The 23,356-nt window shown below is 62.0% G+C and carries 26 protein-coding genes; 10 read left to right on the top strand and 16 right to left on the bottom strand.

Annotated elements, in window-relative coordinates:
* Positions 1 to 6: 6 nt before the first annotated feature.
* From HRQ64_RS05980 to coxB, 10 genes are all read right to left on the bottom strand, one after another.
* Entirely contained in the window at positions 7 to 555 is a 549-nt protein-coding gene (locus HRQ64_RS05980; protein WP_248305237.1) for a GNAT family protein, read from the bottom strand.
* A 66-nt stretch (positions 556 to 621) separates the two neighbouring features.
* Entirely contained in the window at positions 622 to 1,884 is a 1,263-nt protein-coding gene (locus HRQ64_RS05975) for a pitrilysin family protein (protein ID WP_127752181.1), read from the bottom strand.
* Positions 1,885 to 1,921: 37 nt separating this feature from the next.
* A complete protein-coding gene (gene thrC, locus HRQ64_RS05970; protein ID WP_172122581.1) occupies positions 1,922 to 3,328 on the bottom strand; it encodes a threonine synthase in 1,407 nt (468 codons plus the stop codon).
* Positions 3,329 to 3,403: 75 nt separating this feature from the next.
* Positions 3,404 to 4,174 carry an SURF1 family protein gene (locus tag HRQ64_RS05965; protein ID WP_172122580.1) on the bottom strand — a complete coding sequence of 257 codons (771 nt, stop codon included), beginning with the start codon at positions 4,172 to 4,174 and terminating at the stop codon, positions 3,404 to 3,406.
* A gap of 193 nt (positions 4,175 to 4,367) precedes the next feature.
* Positions 4,368 to 5,204 carry a cytochrome c oxidase subunit 3 gene (locus HRQ64_RS05960; RefSeq protein ID WP_172122579.1) on the bottom strand — a complete coding sequence of 279 codons (837 nt, stop codon included), beginning with the start codon at positions 5,202 to 5,204 and terminating at the stop codon, positions 4,368 to 4,370.
* 2 nt (positions 5,205 to 5,206) lie between these two features.
* Positions 5,207 to 5,770 carry a cytochrome c oxidase assembly protein gene (locus HRQ64_RS05955; RefSeq protein WP_127752177.1) on the bottom strand — a complete coding sequence of 188 codons (564 nt, stop codon included), beginning with the start codon at positions 5,768 to 5,770 and terminating at the stop codon, positions 5,207 to 5,209.
* Complete coding sequence (locus tag HRQ64_RS05950; RefSeq protein WP_127752176.1) at positions 5,770 to 5,952, bottom strand: hypothetical protein; 183 nt, start codon at positions 5,950 to 5,952, stop codon at positions 5,770 to 5,772. Before HRQ64_RS05950 ends, HRQ64_RS05955 begins: the two co-directional genes overlap by 1 nt.
* Positions 5,949 to 6,884 (bottom strand): heme o synthase, encoded by a 936-nt coding sequence (locus tag HRQ64_RS05945; protein WP_349236676.1) that lies wholly within the window; start codon positions 6,882 to 6,884, stop codon positions 5,949 to 5,951. Before HRQ64_RS05945 ends, HRQ64_RS05950 begins: the two co-directional genes overlap by 4 nt.
* Positions 6,885 to 6,940: 56 nt before the next feature.
* The gene (gene ctaD, locus HRQ64_RS05940; RefSeq protein ID WP_127752175.1) at positions 6,941 to 8,638 is read right to left on the bottom strand and encodes a cytochrome c oxidase subunit I; all 1,698 of its coding nucleotides are present in this window, start codon (positions 8,636 to 8,638) and stop codon (positions 6,941 to 6,943) included.
* A 27-nt stretch (positions 8,639 to 8,665) separates the two neighbouring features.
* The gene (gene coxB, locus HRQ64_RS05935; protein WP_127752174.1) at positions 8,666 to 9,526 is read right to left on the bottom strand and encodes a cytochrome c oxidase subunit II; all 861 of its coding nucleotides are present in this window, start codon (positions 9,524 to 9,526) and stop codon (positions 8,666 to 8,668) included.
* Positions 9,527 to 9,924: 398 nt separating this feature from the next.
* On the opposite strand from coxB, the gene HRQ64_RS05930 reads away from it, so the two are divergent.
* Entirely contained in the window at positions 9,925 to 10,434 is a 510-nt protein-coding gene (locus tag HRQ64_RS05930) for an invasion associated locus B family protein (protein WP_127752173.1), read from the top strand.
* A gap of 167 nt (positions 10,435 to 10,601) precedes the next feature.
* Here the strand turns inward: HRQ64_RS05930 and HRQ64_RS05925 are convergent, their stop codons facing one another.
* Complete coding sequence (locus HRQ64_RS05925; RefSeq protein ID WP_172122577.1) at positions 10,602 to 10,865, bottom strand: DUF1127 domain-containing protein; 264 nt, start codon at positions 10,863 to 10,865, stop codon at positions 10,602 to 10,604.
* Between the two features lie 138 nt (positions 10,866 to 11,003).
* Between HRQ64_RS05925 and HRQ64_RS05920 the strand changes: the two genes are divergently transcribed.
* The 4 genes from HRQ64_RS05920 to HRQ64_RS05905 are packed head-to-tail and all read left to right on the top strand — an operon-like array spanning position 11,004 to position 14,982.
* A complete protein-coding gene (locus HRQ64_RS05920; RefSeq protein ID WP_172122576.1) occupies positions 11,004 to 11,897 on the top strand; it encodes a LysR family transcriptional regulator in 894 nt (297 codons plus the stop codon).
* A 44-nt stretch (positions 11,898 to 11,941) separates the two neighbouring features.
* Complete coding sequence (gene xseA / locus HRQ64_RS05915) at positions 11,942 to 13,561, top strand: exodeoxyribonuclease VII large subunit (protein WP_172122575.1); 1,620 nt, start codon at positions 11,942 to 11,944, stop codon at positions 13,559 to 13,561.
* 48 nt (positions 13,562 to 13,609) lie between these two features.
* The gene (locus HRQ64_RS05910) at positions 13,610 to 13,831 is read left to right on the top strand and encodes a DUF2093 domain-containing protein (protein ID WP_127752169.1); all 222 of its coding nucleotides are present in this window, start codon (positions 13,610 to 13,612) and stop codon (positions 13,829 to 13,831) included.
* A 2-nt stretch (positions 13,832 to 13,833) separates the two neighbouring features.
* On the top strand, positions 13,834 to 14,982 hold the full coding sequence (locus tag HRQ64_RS05905; RefSeq protein WP_172122574.1) for a hypothetical protein: 1,149 nt from the start codon (positions 13,834 to 13,836) through the stop codon (positions 14,980 to 14,982).
* Here the strand turns inward: HRQ64_RS05905 and HRQ64_RS05900 are convergent.
* Together HRQ64_RS05900 and HRQ64_RS05895 are read right to left on the bottom strand one after the other, a co-directional pair.
* Entirely contained in the window at positions 14,979 to 15,221 is a 243-nt protein-coding gene (locus tag HRQ64_RS05900) for a DUF4170 domain-containing protein (protein WP_127752167.1), read from the bottom strand. The two genes, HRQ64_RS05905 and HRQ64_RS05900, sit on opposite strands and share 4 nt — an antisense overlap.
* A gap of 13 nt (positions 15,222 to 15,234) precedes the next feature.
* Complete coding sequence (locus tag HRQ64_RS05895) at positions 15,235 to 16,077, bottom strand: 3'(2'),5'-bisphosphate nucleotidase CysQ (protein ID WP_172122573.1); 843 nt, start codon at positions 16,075 to 16,077, stop codon at positions 15,235 to 15,237.
* Between the two features lie 271 nt (positions 16,078 to 16,348).
* Here HRQ64_RS05895 and HRQ64_RS05890 point away from each other — a divergent pair, with 271 nt between their 5' ends.
* The gene (locus HRQ64_RS05890; RefSeq protein WP_127752165.1) at positions 16,349 to 16,864 is read left to right on the top strand and encodes a DUF6101 family protein; all 516 of its coding nucleotides are present in this window, start codon (positions 16,349 to 16,351) and stop codon (positions 16,862 to 16,864) included.
* A gap of 75 nt (positions 16,865 to 16,939) precedes the next feature.
* On the opposite strand, the gene ubiA is transcribed toward HRQ64_RS05890, so the two are convergent.
* Complete coding sequence (gene ubiA, locus HRQ64_RS05885) at positions 16,940 to 17,881, bottom strand: 4-hydroxybenzoate octaprenyltransferase (RefSeq protein ID WP_172122572.1); 942 nt, start codon at positions 17,879 to 17,881, stop codon at positions 16,940 to 16,942.
* 132 nt (positions 17,882 to 18,013) lie between these two features.
* Here ubiA and HRQ64_RS05880 point away from each other — a divergent pair, with 132 nt between their 5' ends.
* The 4 genes from HRQ64_RS05880 (at position 18,014) to HRQ64_RS05865 (ending at position 22,569) form a co-directional block, all read left to right on the top strand.
* Positions 18,014 to 18,763: a 16S rRNA (uracil(1498)-N(3))-methyltransferase gene (locus HRQ64_RS05880; RefSeq protein WP_172122571.1), complete on the top strand. Its 750-nt coding sequence runs from the start codon at positions 18,014 to 18,016 to the stop codon at positions 18,761 to 18,763.
* Between the two features lie 70 nt (positions 18,764 to 18,833).
* A complete protein-coding gene (locus HRQ64_RS05875) occupies positions 18,834 to 20,204 on the top strand; it encodes a glutamate--cysteine ligase (protein ID WP_172122570.1) in 1,371 nt (456 codons plus the stop codon).
* A gap of 63 nt (positions 20,205 to 20,267) precedes the next feature.
* On the top strand, positions 20,268 to 21,542 hold the full coding sequence (gene purD / locus HRQ64_RS05870; RefSeq protein WP_172122569.1) for a phosphoribosylamine--glycine ligase: 1,275 nt from the start codon (positions 20,268 to 20,270) through the stop codon (positions 21,540 to 21,542).
* 142 nt (positions 21,543 to 21,684) lie between these two features.
* Positions 21,685 to 22,569 carry a patatin-like phospholipase family protein gene (locus HRQ64_RS05865; protein ID WP_164854734.1) on the top strand — a complete coding sequence of 295 codons (885 nt, stop codon included), beginning with the start codon at positions 21,685 to 21,687 and terminating at the stop codon, positions 22,567 to 22,569.
* On the opposite strand, the gene HRQ64_RS05860 is transcribed toward HRQ64_RS05865, so the two are convergent.
* Both HRQ64_RS05860 and HRQ64_RS05855 read right to left on the bottom strand, forming a co-directional pair.
* Positions 22,566 to 23,009, bottom strand: a complete 444-nt coding sequence (locus HRQ64_RS05860; RefSeq protein ID WP_210258514.1) for a nucleoside deaminase — start codon at positions 23,007 to 23,009, stop codon at positions 22,566 to 22,568. The two genes, HRQ64_RS05865 and HRQ64_RS05860, sit on opposite strands and share 4 nt — an antisense overlap.
* Before the next feature lie 40 nt (positions 23,010 to 23,049).
* Positions 23,050 to 23,277, bottom strand: coding sequence for a hypothetical protein (locus tag HRQ64_RS05855; protein ID WP_172122568.1), 228 nt, complete (start codon positions 23,275 to 23,277; stop codon positions 23,050 to 23,052).
* Positions 23,278 to 23,356 lie beyond the last annotated feature (79 nt).

The raw sequence follows: 23,356 nt of genomic DNA, 5'->3' as shown, positions 1-23,356 counted from the left end.
TGGATATCAGCGCTGTCCGTAGTGCAGCCGCTGGTAGCGTTCCTTGACCAGGCCAAACAGCACGTGGTCTTCCCAACGCCCATCAATCTGCAGGTATTTTTCGGCAAAGCCCTCCTCGACAAAGCCGTTCTTCTCAAGCACCCGCCTCGACGCCATGTTGCCGGGAAGGAATGCGGCATGGATGCGATGGAGGTCCAGCGTGTCGAAGACAAAAGGCAGGGTCACGCCCACCGCCTCGGTCATCAACCCCTGCCCGGCCCATTGCTGGCCCATCCAGTAGCCCAGGGTAACGAACTGCGCCGCGCGGCGGCGAATATTGGAAAGGGTAATTCCCCCTACCAGGACTTGGCGGTCGCCCTGGGGGTGGAAGATGAACAGGGAATAATCACTGCCCTGCTCGGCCTCTTCCCGGGCCCGCTTGACGCGGCTGGCAAATACCCGCCGGGCCAGATCGGCTTCGGTCCAACGGGGCTCGAAGGGTTTCAGGAAATCGCGGCTGGAGCGGCGCAGTTGATGCCAGGCGTCATAATCACCATGCTGGGGCAGGCGCAGCATCACCCTTGGGCCACGCAGTGCCAGGGGCGATGTCGGAGGTGACCAAGGCCAGAGCATGGTGCCGGCTCAACGCTTCAGCAGGTCGCCGATAGCGTCGACTTCCGCCAGCTTGCCGACCGGACCGATGCCGGCAAGGGTTGGTGCCCCTGTGGTGAACAACTGCTCGGCGACCTCCTGCACGCGCTGGGCGGTGATGCGATTGATGCGCTCAACGGTTTCCTGCATCGGAATCGGACGGCCCCACAAAATCTGCTGGCGCGCCAATTGGCCGGCGCGGGCCGAAGGGCTTTCCAGGGACATCAGCAGGCCGGCACGAATCTGGTTGCGGACGCGGATAACCTCATCATCGGTGATGGTCTCGGTCGCGCGACGCAGTTCGTCCAGCACCACGGGCACCAAATCCTCGACCTCGTCTTCCCCCGTGGCGGCGGCAACACCGAACACGCCACTATCGGCAAAGGCCCAATGGAAGGCGTAAACGGAATAGCACAGCCCACGCTTTTCGCGCACCTCCTGGAACAGGCGCGAGCTCATCCCACCACCCAGAATGGAGGCCAGCACCTGGGCGGCGTAGAAGCCGTCGGAATTATAGGCGCGCCCTTCAAAACCCAGAACGATATGCGCCTGTTCGTGGTCGGACAGGAGGCGCTCCTCGCCGCCGTGGTATTCAGCGCGTTGGGGCGCCGGTGCCCCATTGGGCTTGAGATCGCCAAAGCGCTGGCGCGCCACGTCAACCAGGCCCTCGTGATCCACATTGCCCGCGGCGGCGATGACCATGTGGTCGCCAACATAGTTGCGGCTCATGTATTTGCGGATTGTGTCAGGGGTGAATTCGCGAACCGAGTCAACGGTACCCAGAATGGTGCGGCCAATGGGCTGGCTGGGATACGCAGCCTGCTGGAACAGGTCGAACACATGATCGTCCGGATTGTCGCGGGCCGCGCCAATCTCCTGGACGATCACCTGCTTTTCGCGCGTCAGCTCGTCGTCATCGAATTGCGAGTTCTGGAGGATGTCGGCGAGAATGTCGGCTGCCAGTACCACATCATCCTTGAGCACCCGGGCGAAATAGCCGGTATGTTCGATCGAGGTCGCGGCGTTGAGGTCGCCCCCAACATTCTCGATTGCCTCGGCGATCTGCAGCGCCGTCCGACCCTTGGTGCCCTTGAACGCCATATGCTCGAGCAGATGGGAGATCCCGTGCTCGGCCTTGCGCTCGCTGCGTGCCCCCGCCTTCACCCAGACCCCGAGCGAGGCGCTTTCCAGATGCGGCATGTCGTCGGTGAGCACCACCATGCCATTGTCGAGGGTCGTCGATTGTACGCTCAAGCAATCCTCCCGGCCGCCGCGATCTGCGAGCGCCTGTTCAGCGTTCTGTTGTGGCGGCGCGCGTTCGCGCGGCAATAAAGGCTTCCACCTGGTCCTGGTCGTTGGGCAGCACCTCGAGGCGCTCCTCGCGGCTGTGCAGATCAACCAGCCAGGCTGGCAGGGCTGGATCGATACCCGAAGCCGCAGCTACGGCCGCTGGGAACTTGGCCGGATGGGCTGTGGCCAGGGTGATCATCGGTGTGCTGGACGGCAAGAGTTCGCGTGCCACATGGACACCCACGGCGGTATGGGGATCCAGCAAGTAGGCCGCGGACTTCATGGTCTGGGCGATGGTGGCGCTGGTCTGGGCCTCATCACTGGTGCCGGCCGCGAAGTCCCGGCGGATCTTGGCCAAAGCAGTTTCGGGCAAGCTGAAGCCGCCCGACTGCTTGAGCCCATCCATCATCCGCACCACAGCGCTTGGGTCCCGATCCACAGCCTCGAACAGCAGCCGTTCGAAGTTCGACGAAATCTGGATGTCCATAGAGGGGCTGACCGTGGGCACCACACCGTCTGTCTGATAGCGCCCTGTTTCGATCGCCCGGCGCAGGATATCGTTGCTGTTGGTCGCAACGACGAGCTTATCTATGGGAAGGCCCATGGCCCGTGCGCAATAGCCGGCGAAGATGTCGCCAAAATTGCCCGTTGGCACGGTGAAGCTAACTGGGCGATGCGGGCTGCCCAGGGACACGGCCGCGGTGAAGTAATAAACGATCTGCGCGACGATCCGCCCCCAATTGATGGAGTTGACGCCGGAGAGATGCACCGTGTCACGGAAGCGCGCGTGGTTGAACATGGCTTTGACGCTGTTCTGACAGTCGTCAAAAGTGCCCTCGAGCGCAATGTTGTGCACATTGGCATCGAGCACCGTGGTCATCTGCAAGCGCTGCACCGGCGAGGTCCGACCGCGCGGGTGCAAAATGAAGATGTCGGTGGTGTCACGGCCGCGGAAGGCTTCAATCGCAGCAGAGCCGGTGTCGCCCGAGGTCGCGCCAACAATGGTGGCCCTTAGCCCCCGCTGCTGCAGGATGTAATCCATCACGCGGCTGAGGAACTGCATGGCCACGTCCTTGAAGGCGAGCGTGGGGCCATGAAACAGTTCGAGCACGAAATGATTGGGCTCGAGTTCCACCAGCGGCGCCACCGAGGGGTGGCGGAACACCGCATAGGCATCATCGATAATGGTTTTGAGCGTGGCCGCGGGGATATCATCGCCAACAAAACGGCTGATAATGTCGTAAGCGACTTCCGGATAGGGCCTGCCGGCAAAGCCCGCAATTTCAGCGGCAGAAACCTGCGGCCATTCGCGCGGCACATAAAGCCCGCCATCAGACGCTAGGCCAGCCAGCACGGCATCGGCGAAACCCAGCACGGGGGCCTGGCCGCGCGTAGAAACAAACTGCATCGAACGCAAGTGCCTTTCGAGATTTGGTGCAACCTAGTCAAAGCAGGCGCGAACCGCAAGGCAGCATCGGCTTGCTTAGCCCTGAGGCTCCATGCGGCGGCGCTGAGCCCACAGCCAGGCCACCAGCATCACGGGCGCGACAATGGCAAAGCCAAACCAGGTATACGCGTAGCCCAGATGGTTGTTGGGGAACTCCACTATGGTCTCGCCACCCTGTGGCAGGGTTCCGGGTTCGCCGGCCACCATGTCCACATAGAAGGGGGCGAACGGCGCGAGCGCGGGATCGACCATATCGGCCAAGCGCTCGGGATCGCGGACCCATTCAACCCAATTCGAAGTGTCGGGCTCGGGCACCAGCCAACCGGCTTTTTCGCCCGGACGCAATAGGCCCGTAATGGTCATGGGCACCCCCGCCCCCTCCCGGTCGGCCTGGGCGGCTTCGCGATACTGCTCGGGCACAAAGCCGCGGTTCACAAACACGGTGCCGCCGCCATCCAGCACGAAAGGGGTAACTACCCAATACCCCGGTCCCCCAGCGGGCCCGCGAGGATTGGTGAGACTGGTGAAGACGGCAACGGTTTGATCGGGCTGAAACGCCCCGGTCAGCGTAACGGGCTGGAAATTCCACGCCTCGAGGTCAAGCGCCGGCCACTCCCCAGCAGGAGGAGCCGGAACCGGCGGCGAATGAAGCCTGGCGTCGACCGCCGCCACCAACGCTTCCTTTTCTCCCAGCCGCTGAAGTTGCCAATTGCCCAGCCACAAGCAAACAGCGGTCAGCGCCAGCATCAGCAGCACGAAAATGCCGGTCATGACGCGGCCGGGTCTGCGCTCACTTGCCGAAGTCATTGATGGCTCCCATGGGGGTCAAGGCCTTGATGGTTCCAGGGGAAGCCAAGCCGGGCCAGACAAAAGGAATTGCGCCGGGCGCAGGTGGGGCGGCTGCAACGGACAGAACCAGATGGTCGGCTCGACGCTGCATCAGAAAAGCTTGAGGCGCAGCTTTTGGCTGCGCCTCGCTAGAATATTGTCGATGGCGCGATCAGTGATTGATCGCCACGCCCCAGCTGCCCCACACATAAATTGAGGCGAACAGGAACAGCCAGACCACGTCCACGAAGTGCCAGTACCAGGCGGCGAACTCGAAGCCCAGATGGCGCTCTGGGGTGAAATCGCCCCGCATGGCACGGATCAGGCAGACCAGCAGGAAGATCGTACCCACCAAGACGTGGAAGCCATGCAGGCCCGTCGCCATGAAGAAGGTGGCGCCATACATGTTGCCGCTGAACGAGAAGCCAGCTTCGGAATATTCGATGGCCTGCACGACGGTGAATACCGCACCCAGCAGTACCGTCAGGATGAGACCCCACTTCAGTCCCTGGCGATCGTTCTGCAACAGCGCATGGTGCGCCCAGGTGACAGTCGTGCCCGAGGTCAGGAGCAGCAGCGTGTTGAACAGCGGCAGGTGGAAGGGATCGAACAGCTCGATGCCAGCCGGTGGCCAACTGCCTTCTGTCGCGGCCATGCGAGCATACTGCTCCACATCGTCGAGGCGGAAGAAGCCGTCGAAATAGGCCCAGAAGAAGGCTACGAACAGCATCACTTCGGAGGCGATGAACAGGATCATGCCATAGCGATGGTGCATCTGCACAACCGGGGTATGATCAACGCCGTTATTGGCTTCGCGAACGACGTCGGACCACCACGCGTACATGGTGTAAAGCACGCCTACCAGACCGATCACGAAGATCCAGGGCGTCCACTGATGCATCCAGAAAATCAACCCGACCGCGAAAACAAACACGGAAACGGACATAACGAACGGCCAGGGGCTGGGCGGTACGAGATGGTAGTCATGGTTCTTGGCAATCTCGGCCATGTTCAGCTTCCCTCGTTGTCTGAAGCATAGAAAGTGTAGGAAAGGGTGATTTCCTTGATGGTCGCAAGCTCGTGGTTATCATCGAGTTCGGGATCAACAAAGAACACGATCGGCATCTCCACCGTTTCCCCCGGCTGCAAAGTCTGCTCGGTGAAACAGAAACACTCGATCTTGTTGAAGTAGACGCCTGCCCGATCGGGCGAGACGTTGAAAATCGCCATGCCGGTAACCGGCTTGTCGGACCGATTGGTCGCCACATAGTTCACGGTATCGACCCGGCCGATCTGATCGGTGATCGAAGCGGCCGGCGTTACGGTCCAGGGCAAGGAAGATTCGACATTGGAGTCGAAGCGCACCGTCATCTCGCGAGCAATGACGCCCTTGGGGTTGTCGGCCGCAACTTGCGTCGTGCCGCCATAGCCGGTGACCTGGCAAAACAACTGGTAAAGCGGCACCGAAGCGTAAGCCAGGCCGGCCATCGACAGGACGATCGCGCCTAGCGAGATGGCGATGCGCTTGTTACGCCGGCCCGGATCGGCTTTGTGATCATGCTCAATGGTCGCCATCACAGTGCCCGATCCAAAATACCGGGCCCCATCTTGATAACGGTGAGCACGTAAAAGATCACCGCGAACAGGGCCAGGGCGGCGCCAAGTGCGATGGAGCGACGCCGGCGGGTGCGCAGGCGCGCAGCTTCGGCGGCAGGGTCCAAAGGCTGAACTTTGTGTGGCTCCTCGGGAGAACTCATGAGCCGAACACTCCAATACGCCCGACGAAACTATCGAGCAGGACTGCGAAGAAAACGACGAATAGGTAGCTCAGCGAATAGGTGAAAAGCTTGCGCGCCGCCTTGCGCATCGGCACGCCATCGGGGGCGCGGAACAGCTGCCAGGCAAAGTACAAAAAGCAAACGCCGGTCACCACGGCCACCACGGTATAAAGCGGGCCCGCAAAGCCCAGCGCGGTCGGCAGCAGGGCCGCAACGGCGAGCAGAACGGAATAGGCGAGGATTTGCCGCTTGGTGGAGGCTTCACCCACCACATTGGGCATCATCGGAATGCCGGCCGCGCCGTAATCGCCCTGCTTGTAAAGAGCCAGGGCCCAGAAATGCGGCGGCGTCCAAAGGAAAGTAATGAGGAAAAGCGCACAACTTTCGAGCGTGATCGAGCCCGTGACCGCGGCCCAGCCGACCATTGGGGGGAAGGCGCCGGCGGCACCGCCGATGACGATGTTCTGTGGCGTCGAGCGCTTGAGCCACACGGTGTAGATCACCGAATAAAAGAAAATGGTGAAAGCGAGCAGAGCGGCGGCGACCCAGTTGGTCGCGAGGCCAAGCAGCGCTACGGAGAACACCGACAGCACAACGCCGAACACCAGGGTTTCACCACGGCTGATGCGCCCGGCCGGAATGGGGCGATTGGCCGTCCGGCTCATGACTGCATCGATATCGGCATCGTACCACATGTTGAGAGCGCCCGAGGCGCCCGCCCCAATGGCGATGCACAACACAGCGATCAGCCCGATCACCGGGTTGATGCCGCCCGGGGCAACTGCGAGGCCGACAAGGGCGGTGAACACCACCAGCGACATCACACGAGGCTTGAGCAACGCGAAGTAGTCTTCTACCCGCGCCTCGCTCGCCCCCGAGGAGATCATTGTGCTGTTGTCAACTAGTGCCACACGCCTTGCCTTAAGTTTTCCGGACCGCACTTGGGCGGTCCGGCTTGATGCTGCGCTTAGTGCGCCTTGGAGGTGTCCATATTGGGAAGGGTCGAGAACTGGTGGAATGGCGGAGGCGAGCTCAGCGTCCATTCCAGTGTCGTCGCACCCTCACCCCAGGGGTTGTCACCCGCGGGACGCTTCTTCCGGGCGGCTTCCCACATCGCGTAGAAGAAGATCAGCATGCCGACGAACATGATGTAATAGCCGATGGAAGAGATCCGGTTCCAGAAACCATAGGCGTCGGGGTAGTCGATATAGCGCCGCGGCATGCCCGCGAGACCCAGGAAGTGCTGCGGGAAGAAGATCAGGTTCACGCCAACAAACATGACCCAGAAGTGCAGCTTGCCCAGGAACTCGTTGTACATGTGCCCGGTCATCTTGGGGTACCAGTAGTACCAGCCAGCGAAGATCGAGAACACGGCGCCCAGTGACAGCACGTAGTGGAAGTGTGCGACCACATAATAGGTGTCGTGCAGGTAACGGTCGGCACCGGCATTGGCGAGCACCACACCCGTCACACCACCAACGGTGAACAGGAAGATGAATCCGACAGCCCAAAGCATCGGGGTGCGGAAGGTGATCGAGCCACCCCACATCGTGGCGATCCACGAGAAGATCTTCACGCCGGTGGGCACCGCGATGACCATGGTTGCGGCCACGAAGTAGCGCTGAACATCAAGGCTGAGGCCGGTCGTGTACATGTGGTGAGCCCACACGACGAAGCCGACGAAGCCAATGGCCACCATGGCGTAGGCCATGGCCATGTAGCCGAAGATGGGCTTGCGCGAGAAGGTCGAGACGATGTGGCTGACAATGCCGAAGCCCGGCAGGATCATGATGTACACTTCGGGGTGACCGAAGAACCAGAACAGGTGCTGGTAAAGGATCGGATCGCCGCCACCTTCAGGCGAAAAGAAGGTGGTCCCAAAATTGCGGTCGGTCAGCAGCATGGTGATGGCGCCGGCAAGCACTGGCAGGGCCAGAAGCAGCAGGAACCCGGTGACCAGTACTGCCCAGGCAAACAGCGGCATCTTGTGCAACGTCATGCCAGGAGCACGCATGTTGAAGATGGTAGTGATCAGGTTGATCGCACCAAGGATGGAGCTAATACCGGCCACATGCAGCGCGAGGATCGCGAAGTCGAGCGCAGGGCCAGGGTGACCGGCGGTCGAAAGCGGTGGGTAAACGGTCCAGCCGCCACCAAAGCCCAAGCCATAGGTGCCCGTGCCTTCAAAGAACAGCGACATCAGCAGCAGGATGAACGCGGGCGGTAGCAGCCAGAACGCGATGTTGTTGATGCGCGGGAACGCCGTATCGGGCGCACCAATCATGAGGGGCGCGAAATAGTTGGCAAAGCCACCCATGGTCGCCGGCATCACGAGGAAGAACACCATGATCAGCGCGTGGGCGGTGGTGAACACATTGTACATGTGCTTGCCAGCATCGAGCGCTTCACCGCCCTCGATGCCGTAGGCCATCGCTGCCAGACCGTGGAAGATCTGGATGCCGGGTTCTTGCAGTTCCAGGCGCATCACGCCCGAAAGCAGGCCACCGATGATCCCCGCCACAATGGCGAAGATCAGGTACATGATACCAATGTCTTTGTGGTTGGTCGAATATACCCAGCGGCGCCAGCCAGTCGGCTGATGCGGATCATGCGCCACAGGAGCATGACCGGTGGCTTGGGCTTCGAGGTGAGCAATATCGGCCATTTGGAAAGGATCCCCTAACCCGTGTTCTTACTGGACTGCCGCGAGCGTTGCACTGGCGGCAGCATAGTCGCCGCCTTCAAGAGCAGCCATGAAAGTTGCAAATTCCTGCTCGGTCACCACGCGTACAGCGATAGGCATGTAGGCATGGTCCTTGCCGCACAGCTCCGAGCACTGACCGTAGTAGATGCCGGTCTCGCGAGCGTTGAACCAGGTTTCGTTCAGCCGGCCCGGCACGGCATCCATCTTGACGCCAAAGGACGGCAGCGCAAAGGCGTGGATCACGCCGGCAGGATCAGCCGTCACCTGCAGGCGCACAGTGGCATTGACCGGCACGATCAACTCGTTGTCGACAGCCAGAAGACGCGGCTGGTTGGGCTTTACCGTAGGACGATCCGTGCCGTCGGTGCTTTCTTCGGCGAGCAGGAGCTGGGTGAAGCCAACCCCCTGATCGACATATTCATAATCCCAGTACCACTGCTGCCCGGTCGCCTTGATGGTCAGCGAGGGCGCGGGAACTTCCACCTCACCAAATGAGAAGACGTGCGAGCCGAGATATTTGCGCTCCCCGTCGGGGGTGATCAACTGATCAGCCAGAACACCAAAAGAGGGAATGGCAATGATGATCAGCACCACCACCGGCACCACGGTCCAGATCACCTCAACAAGAGTGTTGTGAGTGAAGCGTGCGGGGATGGGATTGGCCTTGGCATTGAACTTAACGATCACAACGATCAGCAACACGAGCACCAGCAGCACGATCAGCGAGATCGTCCACAACAAGATGCCGTCATGGAACGCCGTGATGGAGTCCATGATCGGGGTCACCGAATCCATCAGATGGATCTGGCCCGGGGCAGCATAACCCTGGTTAGCTTGTTCCTGACTCATGGCCGCAGCCGGGAGCAGTGCGAGCGCAGCTGCCGCAGCAGCACTCAATCTTCCAAAGACTTGCCTGGTCACACAAACCCCCTATCGGCATCAACTGGTGCATCCACACCGGGATTGAGGAGGCAATGCGGCATAGCTAACGCCGCCCCGACTCAACCTCGGAGCGCAGAACTCTGGCCTGACCTAAATCACATCAAACCAAGTGAGTCCATCGCACCCGCACTGTCTAACTATGCGTCAAAATGTGCCTGTTGCGGCATTGGTGCCTCACCCTTGCCGCAGTTGAACGCTCATGTCAGGTTACAAGGCACAGCTTTGGTTGATGGCGGGTTCACCGCTGTCCGGAAATACACGGCCATCCTGCGCGCGCGGAAGATCGGCTGGAGACAGGAAAAGTGATGCACAATATCAAGCACCATCTCGCCTTTGCAGGCGTTGTGCTCTTGGCCACGCTTGGCTGGGGCGTAGCCGCCAATGCACAAGGAACGGTGCGCGAACAGTTCGGCGATTGGCAGATGAGCTGCGATACGCCGCCCGGCGCAAGCTTTGAGCAATGCGCCATCATCCAGAATGTGATGGCTGAGGATCAGCCTAATGTCGGGCTGTCCGTGATTGTGCTCAAGACCGCCGATCGTGAAGCGCGGCTGCTGCGGGTGCTGGCGCCGCTTGGCGTGTTGCTGCCCAATGGCCTCGGGCTCAATGTCGATGGCAAGGATATGGGACGCGTCGCCTTTGTGCGCTGCCTGCCCAATGGCTGCGTGGCCGAAGTGATGCTCGATGATGCGTTGATCGAAACGCTCTCGACCGGCACGGACGCGATCTTTGTGGTGTTCAAGACGCCCGAGGAAGGGATCGGCATCCCGGTTTCGCTGAATGGCTTTGCCGACGGTTTTGCCAAGCTCCCCTGATCTGGTACCGAGCCCAGAAAAAAGCCGGACGAGTGCCCGAGGCACTGTCCGGCAAGTCATCAGGAAAAGGGTCGGTGGCAAAACCGGCCCGGGAGATGGCGGGAGCGGCAGCTTAACCGCTCAGGCCAACGGAAAGGCACCGGCCGATCTGCCGGTGCAAACTTTGGTTAGCGGCGGGACCGACGCGCCCGCGCTGCAGAAAGCGCCAGACCGGGGGAACGGCTGGAAGTACGCGCTGCCTCAAGCACGTCATTGCGCGAGATACCGAGATCATTGAGCCGGCAGTCTTCGAGCTCTAGCAAGGCACGTAGTGCGTGGCGACGGGCTCGTGCGACCTGCGCCTGCGCCAGATAGCGTCGCAGGGCGAGCAAAGGGCGAGGAAAAGCGGGAGCGGCCGCAACGAGCCGCTCGCTGAACAGCGAGTGCGCCATGATGATACCTCAGAAGGATGCCGGCACCTGGCCGGCTCGGCAGCATTGCGCGGCCGGTAAGTCTATCAGTATGGGCTGGACATCTATTCGTCTAACAAATAGATTTCATCCTCCCCATCAAAAACAGTGATGCACACTATGGCCGTTCCGCTGGACCTCGATCAGTTGCAGAGCTTTTGCGCCATTGCCGATTGCGGCAGCTTCACCGAGGCCGCACGGCGGGTGAACAAGACGCAGTCGGCGGTTTCCATGCAGATCAAGCGGCTGGAAGAGCGGCTTGGACAACAGCTGCTGACGCGAGATGGCCGCAGCGTTTCGCTGACCAATCATGGCGAGGCGCTGTATTCACGCGCCCGCAAGATGCTGCGCACCAATGCCGAGATCATGGATCACTTCTCAGAAGGGGATCTAGCCGGCTCGATCCGGTTCGGCGTGCCCGATGATTATGCGGTCCGCCTGCTGCCGGTCATTCTCTCCAACTTCCAGCGCACCCATCCCAAGATCGTGGTCGATGTCGCCTGCATGGCATCCGAGCAATTGCTCGAGGGCATGAAAGCGGGGCGCTACGATCTGATCGTCTTCACCCAGGGGACCGGCAATACGTTCGGCGAGCTCTTCCGCACCGAGAAGATGTTCTGGGTCGCGTCCCACGGCGGGCAAGCCCTGGGGAGCGATCCGCTACCGATCGCCTGCGGCCCCCAGTGCTGTATTTGGCGCGCCGATGCCGTTGAGGCGCTCAATCGGGTCAGCAAGGATTATCGCATCGCCTACACCTCCTCGAACGCTCTTGCAATCTCGAGCGCAGTGCTGTCGGACCTGGCCGTCGGGTTCCTGCCCGAGAGCGCGCTGCAGCCGGGCATGCGTGTGGTGAGCGATGACCAGAACCTGCCGCGCCTCGGCGATGCACAGCTGGCGCTGCTGCGCGCGAGCCACGCCTATGGCAGCATCTATGATGCGCTGGCCAACCATATCGTCAGTTCAATGGGCAATCTGCACGTGCAGCCCGCTGCAACGGCGGTTGCCGCCGAATAGGCCGCGCCCTTGACTGAGCTGCCCCTTCGGAGCACCACAATCCCATGCCCCAGCTATTGACCAATGCCGCCGAATTCACTGTGTCCGAGATCGCTCAAGCGGTGAAACGGACGGTGGAAGATGAATTCGGCTCGGTGCGAGTGCGCGGCGAGATTTCGGGCTTTCGCGGCCAGCACGCCTCTGGCCATTGCTACTTCACGCTCAAGGACGAGAACGCGGCGATAGATGCCGTGGTGTGGAAAACGAGCTACCCGCGCCTTAGCTTCAAGCCCGAAGAAGGGATGGAAGTGATTGCGAGCGGCCGGCTCACCACATTCCCGCGTTCCTCCAAATACCAGATTGTCATCGACAACATCGAGCCCGCCGGTGCCGGTGCGCTGATGGCGCTCCTGGAAGAGCGGCGCAAGAAGTTGCTGGCCGAGGGCCTGTTTGCCCGCGAGCGCAAGCGCCCCCTGCCCTACTTGCCCCGGGTGATCGGCGTCATTACCTCACCAACCGGCGCCGTGATCCGCGACATCCTCCATCGTCTCGAGGATCGTTTCCCCAGCCACGTGCTGGTCTGGCCCGTGCGTGTGCAGGGCGACACCTGCGCGCCGGAAGTGGTCGCCGCCCTGGAGGGCTTTAATGGTCTGGCCGTCGGCGGCGCGATACCTCGCCCCGACCTGCTGATCCTGGCCCGCGGCGGTGGCTCCATCGAGGATCTTTGGGGCTTCAACGAGGAAGCGGTGGTGCGCGCCGTCGCCAACAGCGCCATTCCGGTGATCTCGGCGGTGGGACACGAGACCGACACGACGCTCGTCGATTATGCGTCCGACATGCGGGCCCCGACGCCAACTGCTGCTGCCGAAGCGGCAGTGCCGGTGCGCGCCGAATTGATCGGCTATGTCGATGACCTCGGCGCCCGCCAGCGCGGCGCCAGCCGGCGTCTCGCCAACAACGCGCGCGATCGCTATAGAGCGGTAGCCGCCGGCCTGCCGCGCGCTTCCGATCTCGTGGCGACGCAGCGCCAACGGCTCGACCATGCTTCAAGCAACCTGTTCTCGTGCCTGCGCCACTCGGTGCAGGAGCAGCGCATGCGGCTGTCGCGCGTTGAGCCCAAGCTGCGCCCGCAGCTGCTCGAGCAGCGACACCGCGACGGCGCGGAACGTCTGCGCAACCTGAGCCATCGCGCCAACAGCGGGCTCTGCCTCAATGTGGAGCGGGCCCGCTTTACCTATGATCCCCGTGCGGGGCGGCTGGATGCAGTGGCCAGCCGGTTGCTCGAGCGCAAGCGCGCCTTGTTCGAGGCGGTGGCACCAAAGCTCTCCCCGCGCAGCTTGCAGGCCGAACTGCGGCACGGGCGGAGCCAGCTGGCCCCACTGGCAGCACGGCTGCGCTCAAGCGTAGCCCTCGGCCTGGCTGACCGGCGAGCCGCCCTCAATCAGGAGGGGAAACTACTGGTTTCCCTCAGCTACAAGAGCGTTCTGGCGCGCGGGTTTGCGGTGATCAAGGACGAGGCGGGCAATTTGGTGCGCGAACGCGCAGAACTTCAGCCCGGGCAGACCGTGGGCATTGAGTTCACCGATGGGCAGACTTCGGCCACCATCACTGGCGCCCCGGCGACACCCCGCCGCAAGCCGCGTCCAGCCGATCCTGAGCCTCAAGCTCAGGAGAGCCTCTTTTGATCGAGGCTCGGGAGCGCTATATCGGGCCCGACTGTAAGGAGCCGCCGCATGAACATATTTGACAAAGGCTTTTCCGCCAGCGAGGCAGTTGTCCGCTATCTCGACGGCGACTATGTCGTGCTCAAGCCAGGCACCTTTGTGCGTTGCGCCATTACCGGCAAGGCCATTCCGCTCGACGAGTTGAGCTACTGGAATGTTGATCGGCAAGAGGCTTATGTCGATGCCGCCGCTGCGCATGAGGCCTATGAGCGGTACGGCCTGGGATCCTGAGCGTGGTGCCAGCCTCACCCCGCCGGCCCTTGCTGTTCATTTCGAACGGGCATGGGGAAGACGGCATCGCTGCCGCGATTATTGCCCGCTTGCCAGACGGCATGCGCGCCGAGGCCTATCCGATGATCGGGGCGGGCAATGCTTACGCCGGCATTTGCCCGATCGTTGGTCCCCGGGCGACCCTCGCCTCAGAGGGCTGGCGTAACGTCAAGGGCTCGCTGCGGCGCGACGTTGCCAGCGGCGGACTGGCAATCATCCCCCCGGCCCTGCGGTTCATGCGCCAGTGCGTCGGCCAGTATGAGCGGGTTGTGGTTGTAGGTGACATGGTCGGCGTGCTCGCAGGGCTGGTGACCGGCCATCGCGACCTGTTTTACCTCGACGTCTACAAGACCGGTGCTGCACGCCTTTATTCCGTGGCGGAGCGTTGGGCCATCAAGCGCACCTGCCGCATCGTTTTTTCTCGCAGCCCCAAATTGTCAAAAAACCTCCAGGCGCTCGATATCGACGCGCGCTGCGCCGGCAATATCATGATGGATACGGTGCCAGATGGCGCCTATGACGCTGCTGCTCGTCGCACGCGTCCGCTGGCGGTCACCCTGCTGCCCGGCAGCCGCCAACTTACCCCTGAAAGCTTTGCGCTGCAGGTTGCCGCGCTGCGCACCCTGCCTGAGGCGTTGCGCCCCGACGTCTTTCTGGCGGTTGCCGGCAGCGTCAATATCGATGAACTGGCGCGCGCGGCTGATCTGGGCCGGATTGGCCTTCACAGTCACGAAGCCAATGATCTGGGAACGCTGGGCCAAGAGGGCCTTACCATCCACCTGGCACGGGGCGCGGCCTTGGGGAGCTTGCTGGAGAATTCAGACTTGGTGCTGTCCCAAGCAGGCACGGCAACGGTTCAAGCCTTGGGAATGGGCAAGCCCGTTATCACCTTCATCAATGCACGCGATCGCCGCTCGCGCTTCAACGACGAACAAAATCTCTTCGGAGAAGCGCGAACGGTCGTGGCGCCGCAGGCAGCCGCAATTGGCGATGCGTTGCGGGATCTGCTCGAAGATTCCGACAAGCGTGCGCAGCTTGGCGCGCTCGGCCGCGAGCGCATCGGCCCGCCCGGCGCTATCGCAGCGGTGCTCGCTGCCCTCGCCGAGGATTAGCTTGGGCGCGGGTCGAGCAAGCGGTGCAGATGCACAATGAAGTAGCGGGTCTGCGCGCTGTCGACCGTCATCTGCGCCTTTTGCTTCCAGGCGGCATAAGCGGTGGCATAGTTTGGGAACACGCCAACGATGTCGACCTTGTCGAGGTCCGCAAAGGTGACGCCTTCCAGGCTGGACAACTCCCCGCCAATCACGAGGTGAAGCAACTGCTTTTCGGGCTCTGGTTTGGTGCTTGGCATAACGGGGTTTCCATCACGAAGGCTGGGGAGAATCGAGCGCCGGCTCGGCGGCGGATGGGCATCCATAGACCTTGATCAGCGCTGCATGAACAAGCGGTTTTAGGCTCATGTCACTCAGGGCCGCAAGCGCGCCGTGGCGAACATCGCGCTTGTTGAACACTGGTTGCCCCACACAGACATCGGCAAGCGGAATGCCGGCTTCTTCGAGGATCAGGGCGGCGGCTGCGATGTCCCAATCCTGCGCACCCCGACGCGAGACGGCAGCGTCAAGCTTACCCGTAGCCACCTGTACGAGGCGATATGCCAGCGAAGGCAATGAGGGACCCCTGGTGTAATCCAACCCCCCGGCGGCCAGCTCCTGATGAACCGCGGTGGGCGCCGGAATCAAGGGCAAAGCTCCGGCGCGGCGACGACGGCTCAATGGTGCTCCATTGAGGCGAGCACCTGTGCCCCGGCAAGCATCATACATTTCGTTGCGCACCGGCGCATAAACCACGCCGGCAATCGGCACCCCGTCCTCAACGACGGCCAGGGAAACGGTCCAACTATCTTCGCCGCGCAAGAACCCCTTGGTTCCATCGATTGGGTCGACCACAAACACGCGCCGACAGGTCAGGCGCGACGGATTGTCCGCTGTTTCCTCGCTAAGCCAGCCATAATCGGGGCGAGCGGCGAGCAATGACGCCGCAAGGTAGCGGTCAACCAGAATATCGGCTTCACTGACGGGCGAGGCATTGTCTTTGGTCCAGGCCTTAACCGGTGCTCGGAAAAAGCCGCAGGCAATGATGCCTGCCGAGACGGCGCTCGAGCGCAACAGTTCAAGATCTTCTTGGGCGCTGGTGGGGGCTGCATGCATGGGCCCGGTTCTAGGCCGGTGCCCGGCTTTGGACAAGGTGCAAGCTGACCTGGGACATTTCGCCCCCATTCCTTGCGTAATGCGCGCAAACCAGCAGCCGATTGGTTGGGGTTAACCGGCTCCTACACCGGGTCACATCCTGCTAACCCTGCAGGAAAACAAGATAAACTTAACCGAGCGGATTAAGGCGACAGGTAAGGGGACGCGCTAGATTGGCCGCACAAAAGAGAGCACGCAATAAGCTCTCGGGGTTAGCAGGAAGGCAGATCAAATGGGTGAAGGCTTAGCCATAGAAGGCGGTTCAGTGGTGCTGGCATTTGGCCGACCGAACGTAATCGATCGCCGCTTTGTTGCAGCAAACGATAATGGCCCCAAGGAACCGGTAAAGACCGTGACCGTCCGCAAGCAGCTCGAGCAGAGCGGCATTGTGATCAAGATCAAGGTTCCAGTGCATGAATTCATCGGCGTCGCGGTGGCGACGTCCATTTCTATCGAGGGTGCTTTGACGAGCGCGATCGAACTGGTCCATGCGGACGAAAACCTGAACTACCGGGTGTTCGAGGAAGAGGGTAACCAGAACGTCGTCGCCGAATGGCAGAACTGGGGTCGCAAACTTCGCCTGCCGCTGTTTATTAAGGCGGGTGATGGCACCTATCTGCCCTATTCGCAGCAGGTGGACGGGGTAATGCTCGGGCAAGGGGTTGCCCGGCGCCGCCTTGCTGCCGATGCCGCCCGCCGCCCCCGCTTCCTTAATCGCCGCAAGCCCGGCCAGGGCGAAGCGAACTAGATTCCGAGTTGCCTCCAAGCACGTTGAAGGGACCAGTCGGTGGTGCGGCTGGTCCCTTTGGCGTTTTGCGCGCCCTTACCAGACCCACTCGGCAAGGAGAGCCAGGGTCAAGACAACCCCGACATAATGATTGCTCTTGAAGCGCAGCAGCGCATTGCCGGGCGCCCCCGCATCAAGGGTTTGCACCTGCCAGAACAAGAGCCCCAACGCGATCAGCGAAAGCACGGCAAACAGCACCCCGGCGCCCGCCAGCACCGCCGCCGCCAGCCACAACACGAAGGCCGCGACATAAAAGCCGGTCACAATGGCTCTTGCGCGCTTTCCAAACAGCAGAGCGGTGGATTTGACCCCGATCAGGGCATCGTCTTCCACGTCCTGCAAGGCGTAGATCGTGTCGTAGCCGATGGTCCACAGGATACAGCCGAAATAAAGCAGCAGCGGCGCGACCGACAGGCCACCAGTCTGGCTCGACCACCCCATCAGCGCGCCCCAGGAGAAGGCGAGGCCCAGAAAGGCCTGCGGCCACCAGGTCACGCGCTTCATGAAGGGGTAGATGGCGACCAGCACCAGCGAGGCCACGCCGAGAACAATGGTGAAGGGATTAAACTGCAGCAGAATAAGCAGACCCAGCAGCCCCTGCACCACCAGAAATACCAGCGCTTTTTTTGCCGAAACCTGGCCGGAAGGGATAGGCCGCGAGCGGGTGCGTGCGACTTTGGTGTCGATGTCGCGATCCACAAAGTCGTTGAACGTGCAGCCGGCGCCCCGCATCAGCACGGCGCCAACAAACATCAGGACGGCCGCCCGCCAATCAAAGCCGCGAAGCGGCTCGGCTACAGCAGCAAGTCCCAGGCCCCAGGCACAGGGCCAGAACAGGAGCCAAAAGCCGATCGGTCGATCCCAGCGCGCCAATCGCGCATAGGGCTTGAGCCATGCGGGCGCGAAACGGTCAACCCAATTGCCCTGTGCGGCATCAGCCACACCCGTTCCGATCTGAGCGTCCAATGGGCTCGCCATGCTATCCTCATTTGATTGCGCGGGCGCGGATCATTCGCCTCGTGCTGCTGCTCTACTGCGTTTGCGCGAATTAGAGTAGAGCTGACCGCGCCACGCCTGCTGGCTGGCTTTCTGCGCTCATCGGACCTTGTCATGCCCCGCTTCCACGCCACCCTGCCCCGCCTTTATGTCGAGCCCGATCTTGGGCCCGGCTCACCAATTGCGCTGGGCAAGGAGCAGTCCCTTTATCTAGCCGCGGTGCTGCGCAAGAGCGTGGGGGATGAAGTGGTGTTGTTCAACGGCCGCCACGGCGCTTGGCGTTGCCGGATGGTAGTGGATGCAAAAAAGGCCGTGGTGCTTGAGATCCTCGAGCAGATTGCCCCCCAAACGCCGCCATCGCCGCTCTGGTATGGCTTTGCGCCGCTCAAGACCGAGCGGCTGGATTATGTGATCCAGAAGGCCACCGAGATGGGAGCCGGCACGATCCAGCCGGTCCTAACCCAGTTTACCCAGGTCAGCCGGCTCAAGCATGAACGTCTGGTCGCCAACGCCGTGGAAGCGGCCGAACAATGCGAAGTTCTGAGCATCCCGCGAATCGAGCGCGAGATCACCCTTGCGTCATTGCTCGATGGCTGGACGCAAGCCCAGGGCAATCGCCGGTTAATCGTTGCCGACGAAGCTGAGGCGTCCGACTCGCCGCTCGCGACGCTTTCTGGCCTGCGCGACACGCCCGTCGGCCTGCTGATCGGCCCGGAAGGCGGCTTTTCGCCCGAGGAGCGCGCCCGTCTGCATGGCTCTCCGTTTGTGGTGCCGATCAGCCTCGGCCCCCGCATTCTCAGGGCTGATACGGCGGCTGTCGCAGCGCTAGCGGTGATTCAGGCTAGCATCGGTGATTGGCGATAAGCTGATTGCTTTGTCGCGGTGCAACGCTATGTTCGCGCCATACTCGACCTTTCCATTGCAAGAGCATCCCATGGCCGGCGCCGAACACCCCTCGTCTCCCATCGAATCGCGCGCCGACCTGATCGAGGCGATGGCGCGCGGCTGCAAGCCGCAAAGCGCCTGGCGGATCGGCACGGAGCACGAAAAGCACGTGTTCCACACCAATCCACTGCGGCCCGTCACCTATGATGGCCCGCAGGGGATTCGCGCCTTGCTGGAAGGGGTGCAGCAGCTCACCGGGTGGGAGCCTTTTTTCGATGGCGACAATCCCATCGGCCTGCGTAACAACGAGATCGCGGGCGGCATCTCGCTCGAGCCAGGCGGGCAGTTCGAACTCTCGGGCGCCCCGCAGGAGGACCTGCATGGCACCGCGGCCGAGTTGGCCGAGCATATGCGCGTCGCCAAGGCCGCAGCCGCGCCGCTCGACATCCACTTCCTTGGGCTGGGCGTGACGCCGACCTGGTCGGTCGCCGAGATCCCCTCCATGCCCAAGTCGCGCTATGGCATCATGGCGCCCTATATGGAGCAGGTGGGCACACTCGGCACCTCGATGATGTTCCGCTCCTGCACAGTGCAGGCCAATCTCGATTTTTCGAGCGAAGCAGACATGGTGCGCAAACTGCGAGTGGCCCTCGCCCTCCAACCCATCGCCACCGCCCTCTTTGCCAATTCGCCCTTTGTGGATGGCCGCGATTCGGGTTTCCTGAGCTTCCGCTCCCACATCTGGCTCAACACCGATGCAGCCCGCACCGGCATGCTGCCCTTCGCATTCGAAGAGGGCTTCGGCTTTGAGCAATATGCCGATTATGCACTCGACGTGCCGATGTATTTCGTTATCCGCGACGGGCAATACGTCAATGTCGCGGGCGAAAGCTTCCGTGCCTTCCTCAAGGGCGAGCTTCCCCAACTGCCCGGCGAAAAGCCCACCATCAAGGATTGGGAAGACCATCTCTCGACCATCTTCCCCGAAGTGCGGCTTAAGCAGTTCCTCGAAATGCGCGGCGCCGATATGGGCGACGAGAAGTCGGTCACCGCGCTCTCGGCACTCTGGGTTGGTCTGCTCTACGACGATATCTCCCTCGAAGCCGCCTATGAGATGATCCAGCCCTGGACCGAGGGGGATCGCGAGCACCTGCGCCGCGAAGTGCCGCGCCTGGGCCTCGATACGCCGCTGGGGCGCACCAATGTTTATGATTTTGCTGCGCAGGCGGTGGGCATTGCCGAAGCTGGCCTCGTACGGCGTGATCGCCGCAATGCCGCCGGCAAGGACGAAACCATCCATCTGGCGCCGCTGGAAGAAACCATTCGCCTGTCCCAGTCGCCGGCCGAGCGGTGGCTCGCCAAGTTCAACGGCGAGTGGAACGAGGACGTCACCCCGATTTTCCGTGAAGCGGAGATGTAGTTCCGCCTTGCTCCGGGCCCACCCTCTGGTGCATCACCGCGCCAGACAGTGACGGAGGGGCGAATGCGGGTTCTGGTGATTGGTTCAGGCGGACGTGAACATGCGCTCGCCTGGAAACTGGCTCAGTCGCCCCGGCTGACCCAGCTCTTTGTCGCGCCCGGCAATGGTGGCACGAGCGAGATCGCCGAAAACGTCGCCATCGACATGACCGACCATCAGGCCGTGATCGATTTCTGCAAGCTGATGGCCGTCGACTTCGTAGTGGTGGGCCCTGACGCCCAGGTGGTCGCTGGGCTAGGCGACGATCTGCGGGGGGCGGGTGTCGCCTGCTTTTGCCCCTCAAGGGCCGCCGGGCAGCTTGAAGGCTCCAAAAGCTTCACCAAGGCGCTTTGCGACGAGATGGGCATCCCGACGGCCGCCTATCGCCGCTTTGAGAGCCAAGGTCCGGCGCTCGATTATCTGGCCACCCAGACGGTCCCCATCGTCGTCAAAGCCGATGGCCTTGCGGCGGGCAAAGGCGTGACGGTCGCCGAAACGCTGGACGATGCGCGCGCTGCGGTCGTGGATTGCTTCAGCGGCACATTCGGTGCCGCCGGGGCATCGGTGGTGATCGAAGAATTCATGACGGGCGAGGAAGTGAGCCTTTTCGTTCTGTGCGACGGTCAGACCATTCTGCCGCTCACCACTGCGCAGGACCACAAGCGCGCCTTTGACGGCGATACCGGTCCCAATACGGGCGGCATGGGCGCTTACAGCCCCGCCGATATTCTAACACCCGATCTCGAAGCGCGCGTTCTGCGCGAAATCATTGAGCCTACGGTGCGCGGCCTTGCTGCGCGCGGCACGCCTTACCAGGGGGTGCTCTATGCCGGGCTGATGCTCACCGATGAGGGCCCCAAGCTTGTTGAATATAATGCCCGCTTCGGTGACCCGGAAACGCAGGTGCTGATGCTGCGGCTGCAGTCCGATCTACTGGAACTACTTTATGCCACGGCCACTGGCGCTCTCGCCGGGCACGAGGTGCGCTGGAGCCCCGAGACAGCCATGACGGTGATCCTCGCCAGCAAGGGCTACCCCGGCTCCTACACGACAGGGTCGGAGATCAGGGGGTTGGACGGGCTTAACCACGACGGTGTTCAAATCTTCCACGCCGGAACGCGGCGCGAAGGCGGGCGTTTACTGGCAGCAGGGGGACGGGTTCTCAACGTTTCGGCGCTTGGGGCAGATATAGCAGAGGCGCAGCGTCGTGTTTACCGATGCGTGGACCAGATTGATTGGCCAGAGGGCTTTTGCCGCCGAGATATTGGCTGGCGGGCCATCGAGCGTAACCGCGCCTAAGCCCCACACCAACGGCACGGATTTACCATCCCCGCCGCCCACCTTTGACGGCGTTCCACCTAGGCGTAAGCTGACGGCTCTGCAGCTGCGCGGCAAGGCTCTTGGGGATCATTTGCGCGGCTTACGGGCGGAGCGGAGCGGGGTGAGCACATCTGCCGGACCCAAGATCGGGGTAGCACTGGGTGGCGGATCGGCCCGCGGGCTCACCCATATTCCTTACATCGAGGCCATGGATGAGCTTGGCTTGCGGCCTTCGGTTATCGCCGGAACCTCGATCGGTGCCTTGATCGGCGCTGGCTGGGCTGCCGGTATGACGGGCAAGGAGTTGCGCGAGCACTCGACTGAAGTGCTGGGCACGATGCGGATCATAGCCGGCAAGCTTTGGGCGACCCATATCCGGCTTGGGGGCATTCTCAGAAACGGTATTCCGACCCAGCTCGATGCCACCAGCATCGTTGATGCCTTCACCCCCCTCGGGTTCCCGGAAACGTTTAAAGAGCTATCGGTGCCGCTTTATGTGGTGGCAACCGATTACCAGTCCTGGCATCAGGTCGTGTTCAACACCGGCCTGTTGCGGCCAGCCATTGCCGGCTCCATTGCCATTCCAACCTTTTTCAAGCCGGTGAGCTATGCCAATCACGTCCTGGTCGATGGGGGGGTCGTTAACCCGCTGCCGCTCGACCAAGCCGATATCGGCACCGACTTCTTGATCGGGATTGATGTAAATGGCGACCCTTCGCTGGGGCTCAACAAGACCGACCACAAGCCGATCGATATGTGGTTCGGCTCGGCCCAGATCATGATGCACTCGCTGACCGCGCATATGATGGCGGCTTATCCACCCGACATCTATATCCGCCCCCATGTCTCGTCCTTCGGCATGCTTGAGTTCTGGCGGGTGCGCGAAATCTTCGCCCACGTGGATGCAGACAAAGACCGGTTCAAGCGGATGCTGTCGCAGCGCATGGAAGATTATATGCAAGGCCGGATACCGGTGATCGACAGCTCGCCGGACGTGGTGCGCTAGCGCAGCTTGGCGAAAAAGCGCTTGAGCAAGACTTCGGACCGGGCAGCTCCTAAGCCCGCGATGATTTCCGGGCGATGGTGGCAACTCGGTTGGGCGAAGAGGCGAATGCCGTTCTCCACCGCACCCGCCTTGGGGTCCTCAGCACCGAAATAAACTCGACGCAGTCGCGTATGGGCGATGGCACCGGCGCACATGGCGCAGGGCTCGAGCGTGACATAGAGATCGCAGCCATCCAGCCGACCGGTGCCTCGGCGGGCGAGCGCCGCGCGGATGGCCAGCATTTCGGCATGCGCTGTGGGATCGTTGAGCGCACGCATCTGGTTGCGCTCGGCCGCCAGAATCTGCACCCCTTCCACGACAACCGCCCCAACGGGAGCCTCGCCATCGGCGGCGGCTTCTTCGGCCAGCTCCAGGGCCAGGTCCATAGCGGCTTGGGGCATGCATTGGTTCTCCGGGCGCATTCGTCCCGGAGGATTAGACTTAATCGGCAGGGCCGCGCAATCCGCCCACGCTGTTGCCCGAAGGGGCGCCTTCCCCCGAACCATTGAATTCCGCATTAGCTTCGTGGTTGGCTTTGGTCACGTCGTCGTTGGCCTCGGGCAGTTTGGCGCCAGGGGCCGGCTTGTCGCCGTTAAACTGCCTATTGGCCGCTTCATTGGCGGCCTTTGCCTCGTCTGCCGGGCTGCCGGGCTTTTTGATTTCGCTCATGGTGCGCGCTCCTTGCTGCCCCGATACAATGCGGTGCGGGCCGTCATGGTTCGCTAATGTCGCCGCGCAGCACAAAAGC

The sequence above is a fragment of the Devosia sp. 919 genome, assembly GCF_013185965.1.
In the GTDB taxonomy this organism is placed as follows: Bacteria; Pseudomonadota; Alphaproteobacteria; order Rhizobiales; family Devosiaceae; genus Devosia.
Note: the sequence above shows the minus strand (reverse complement) of the source record. Positions and strands in the feature narration are given on the sequence as shown.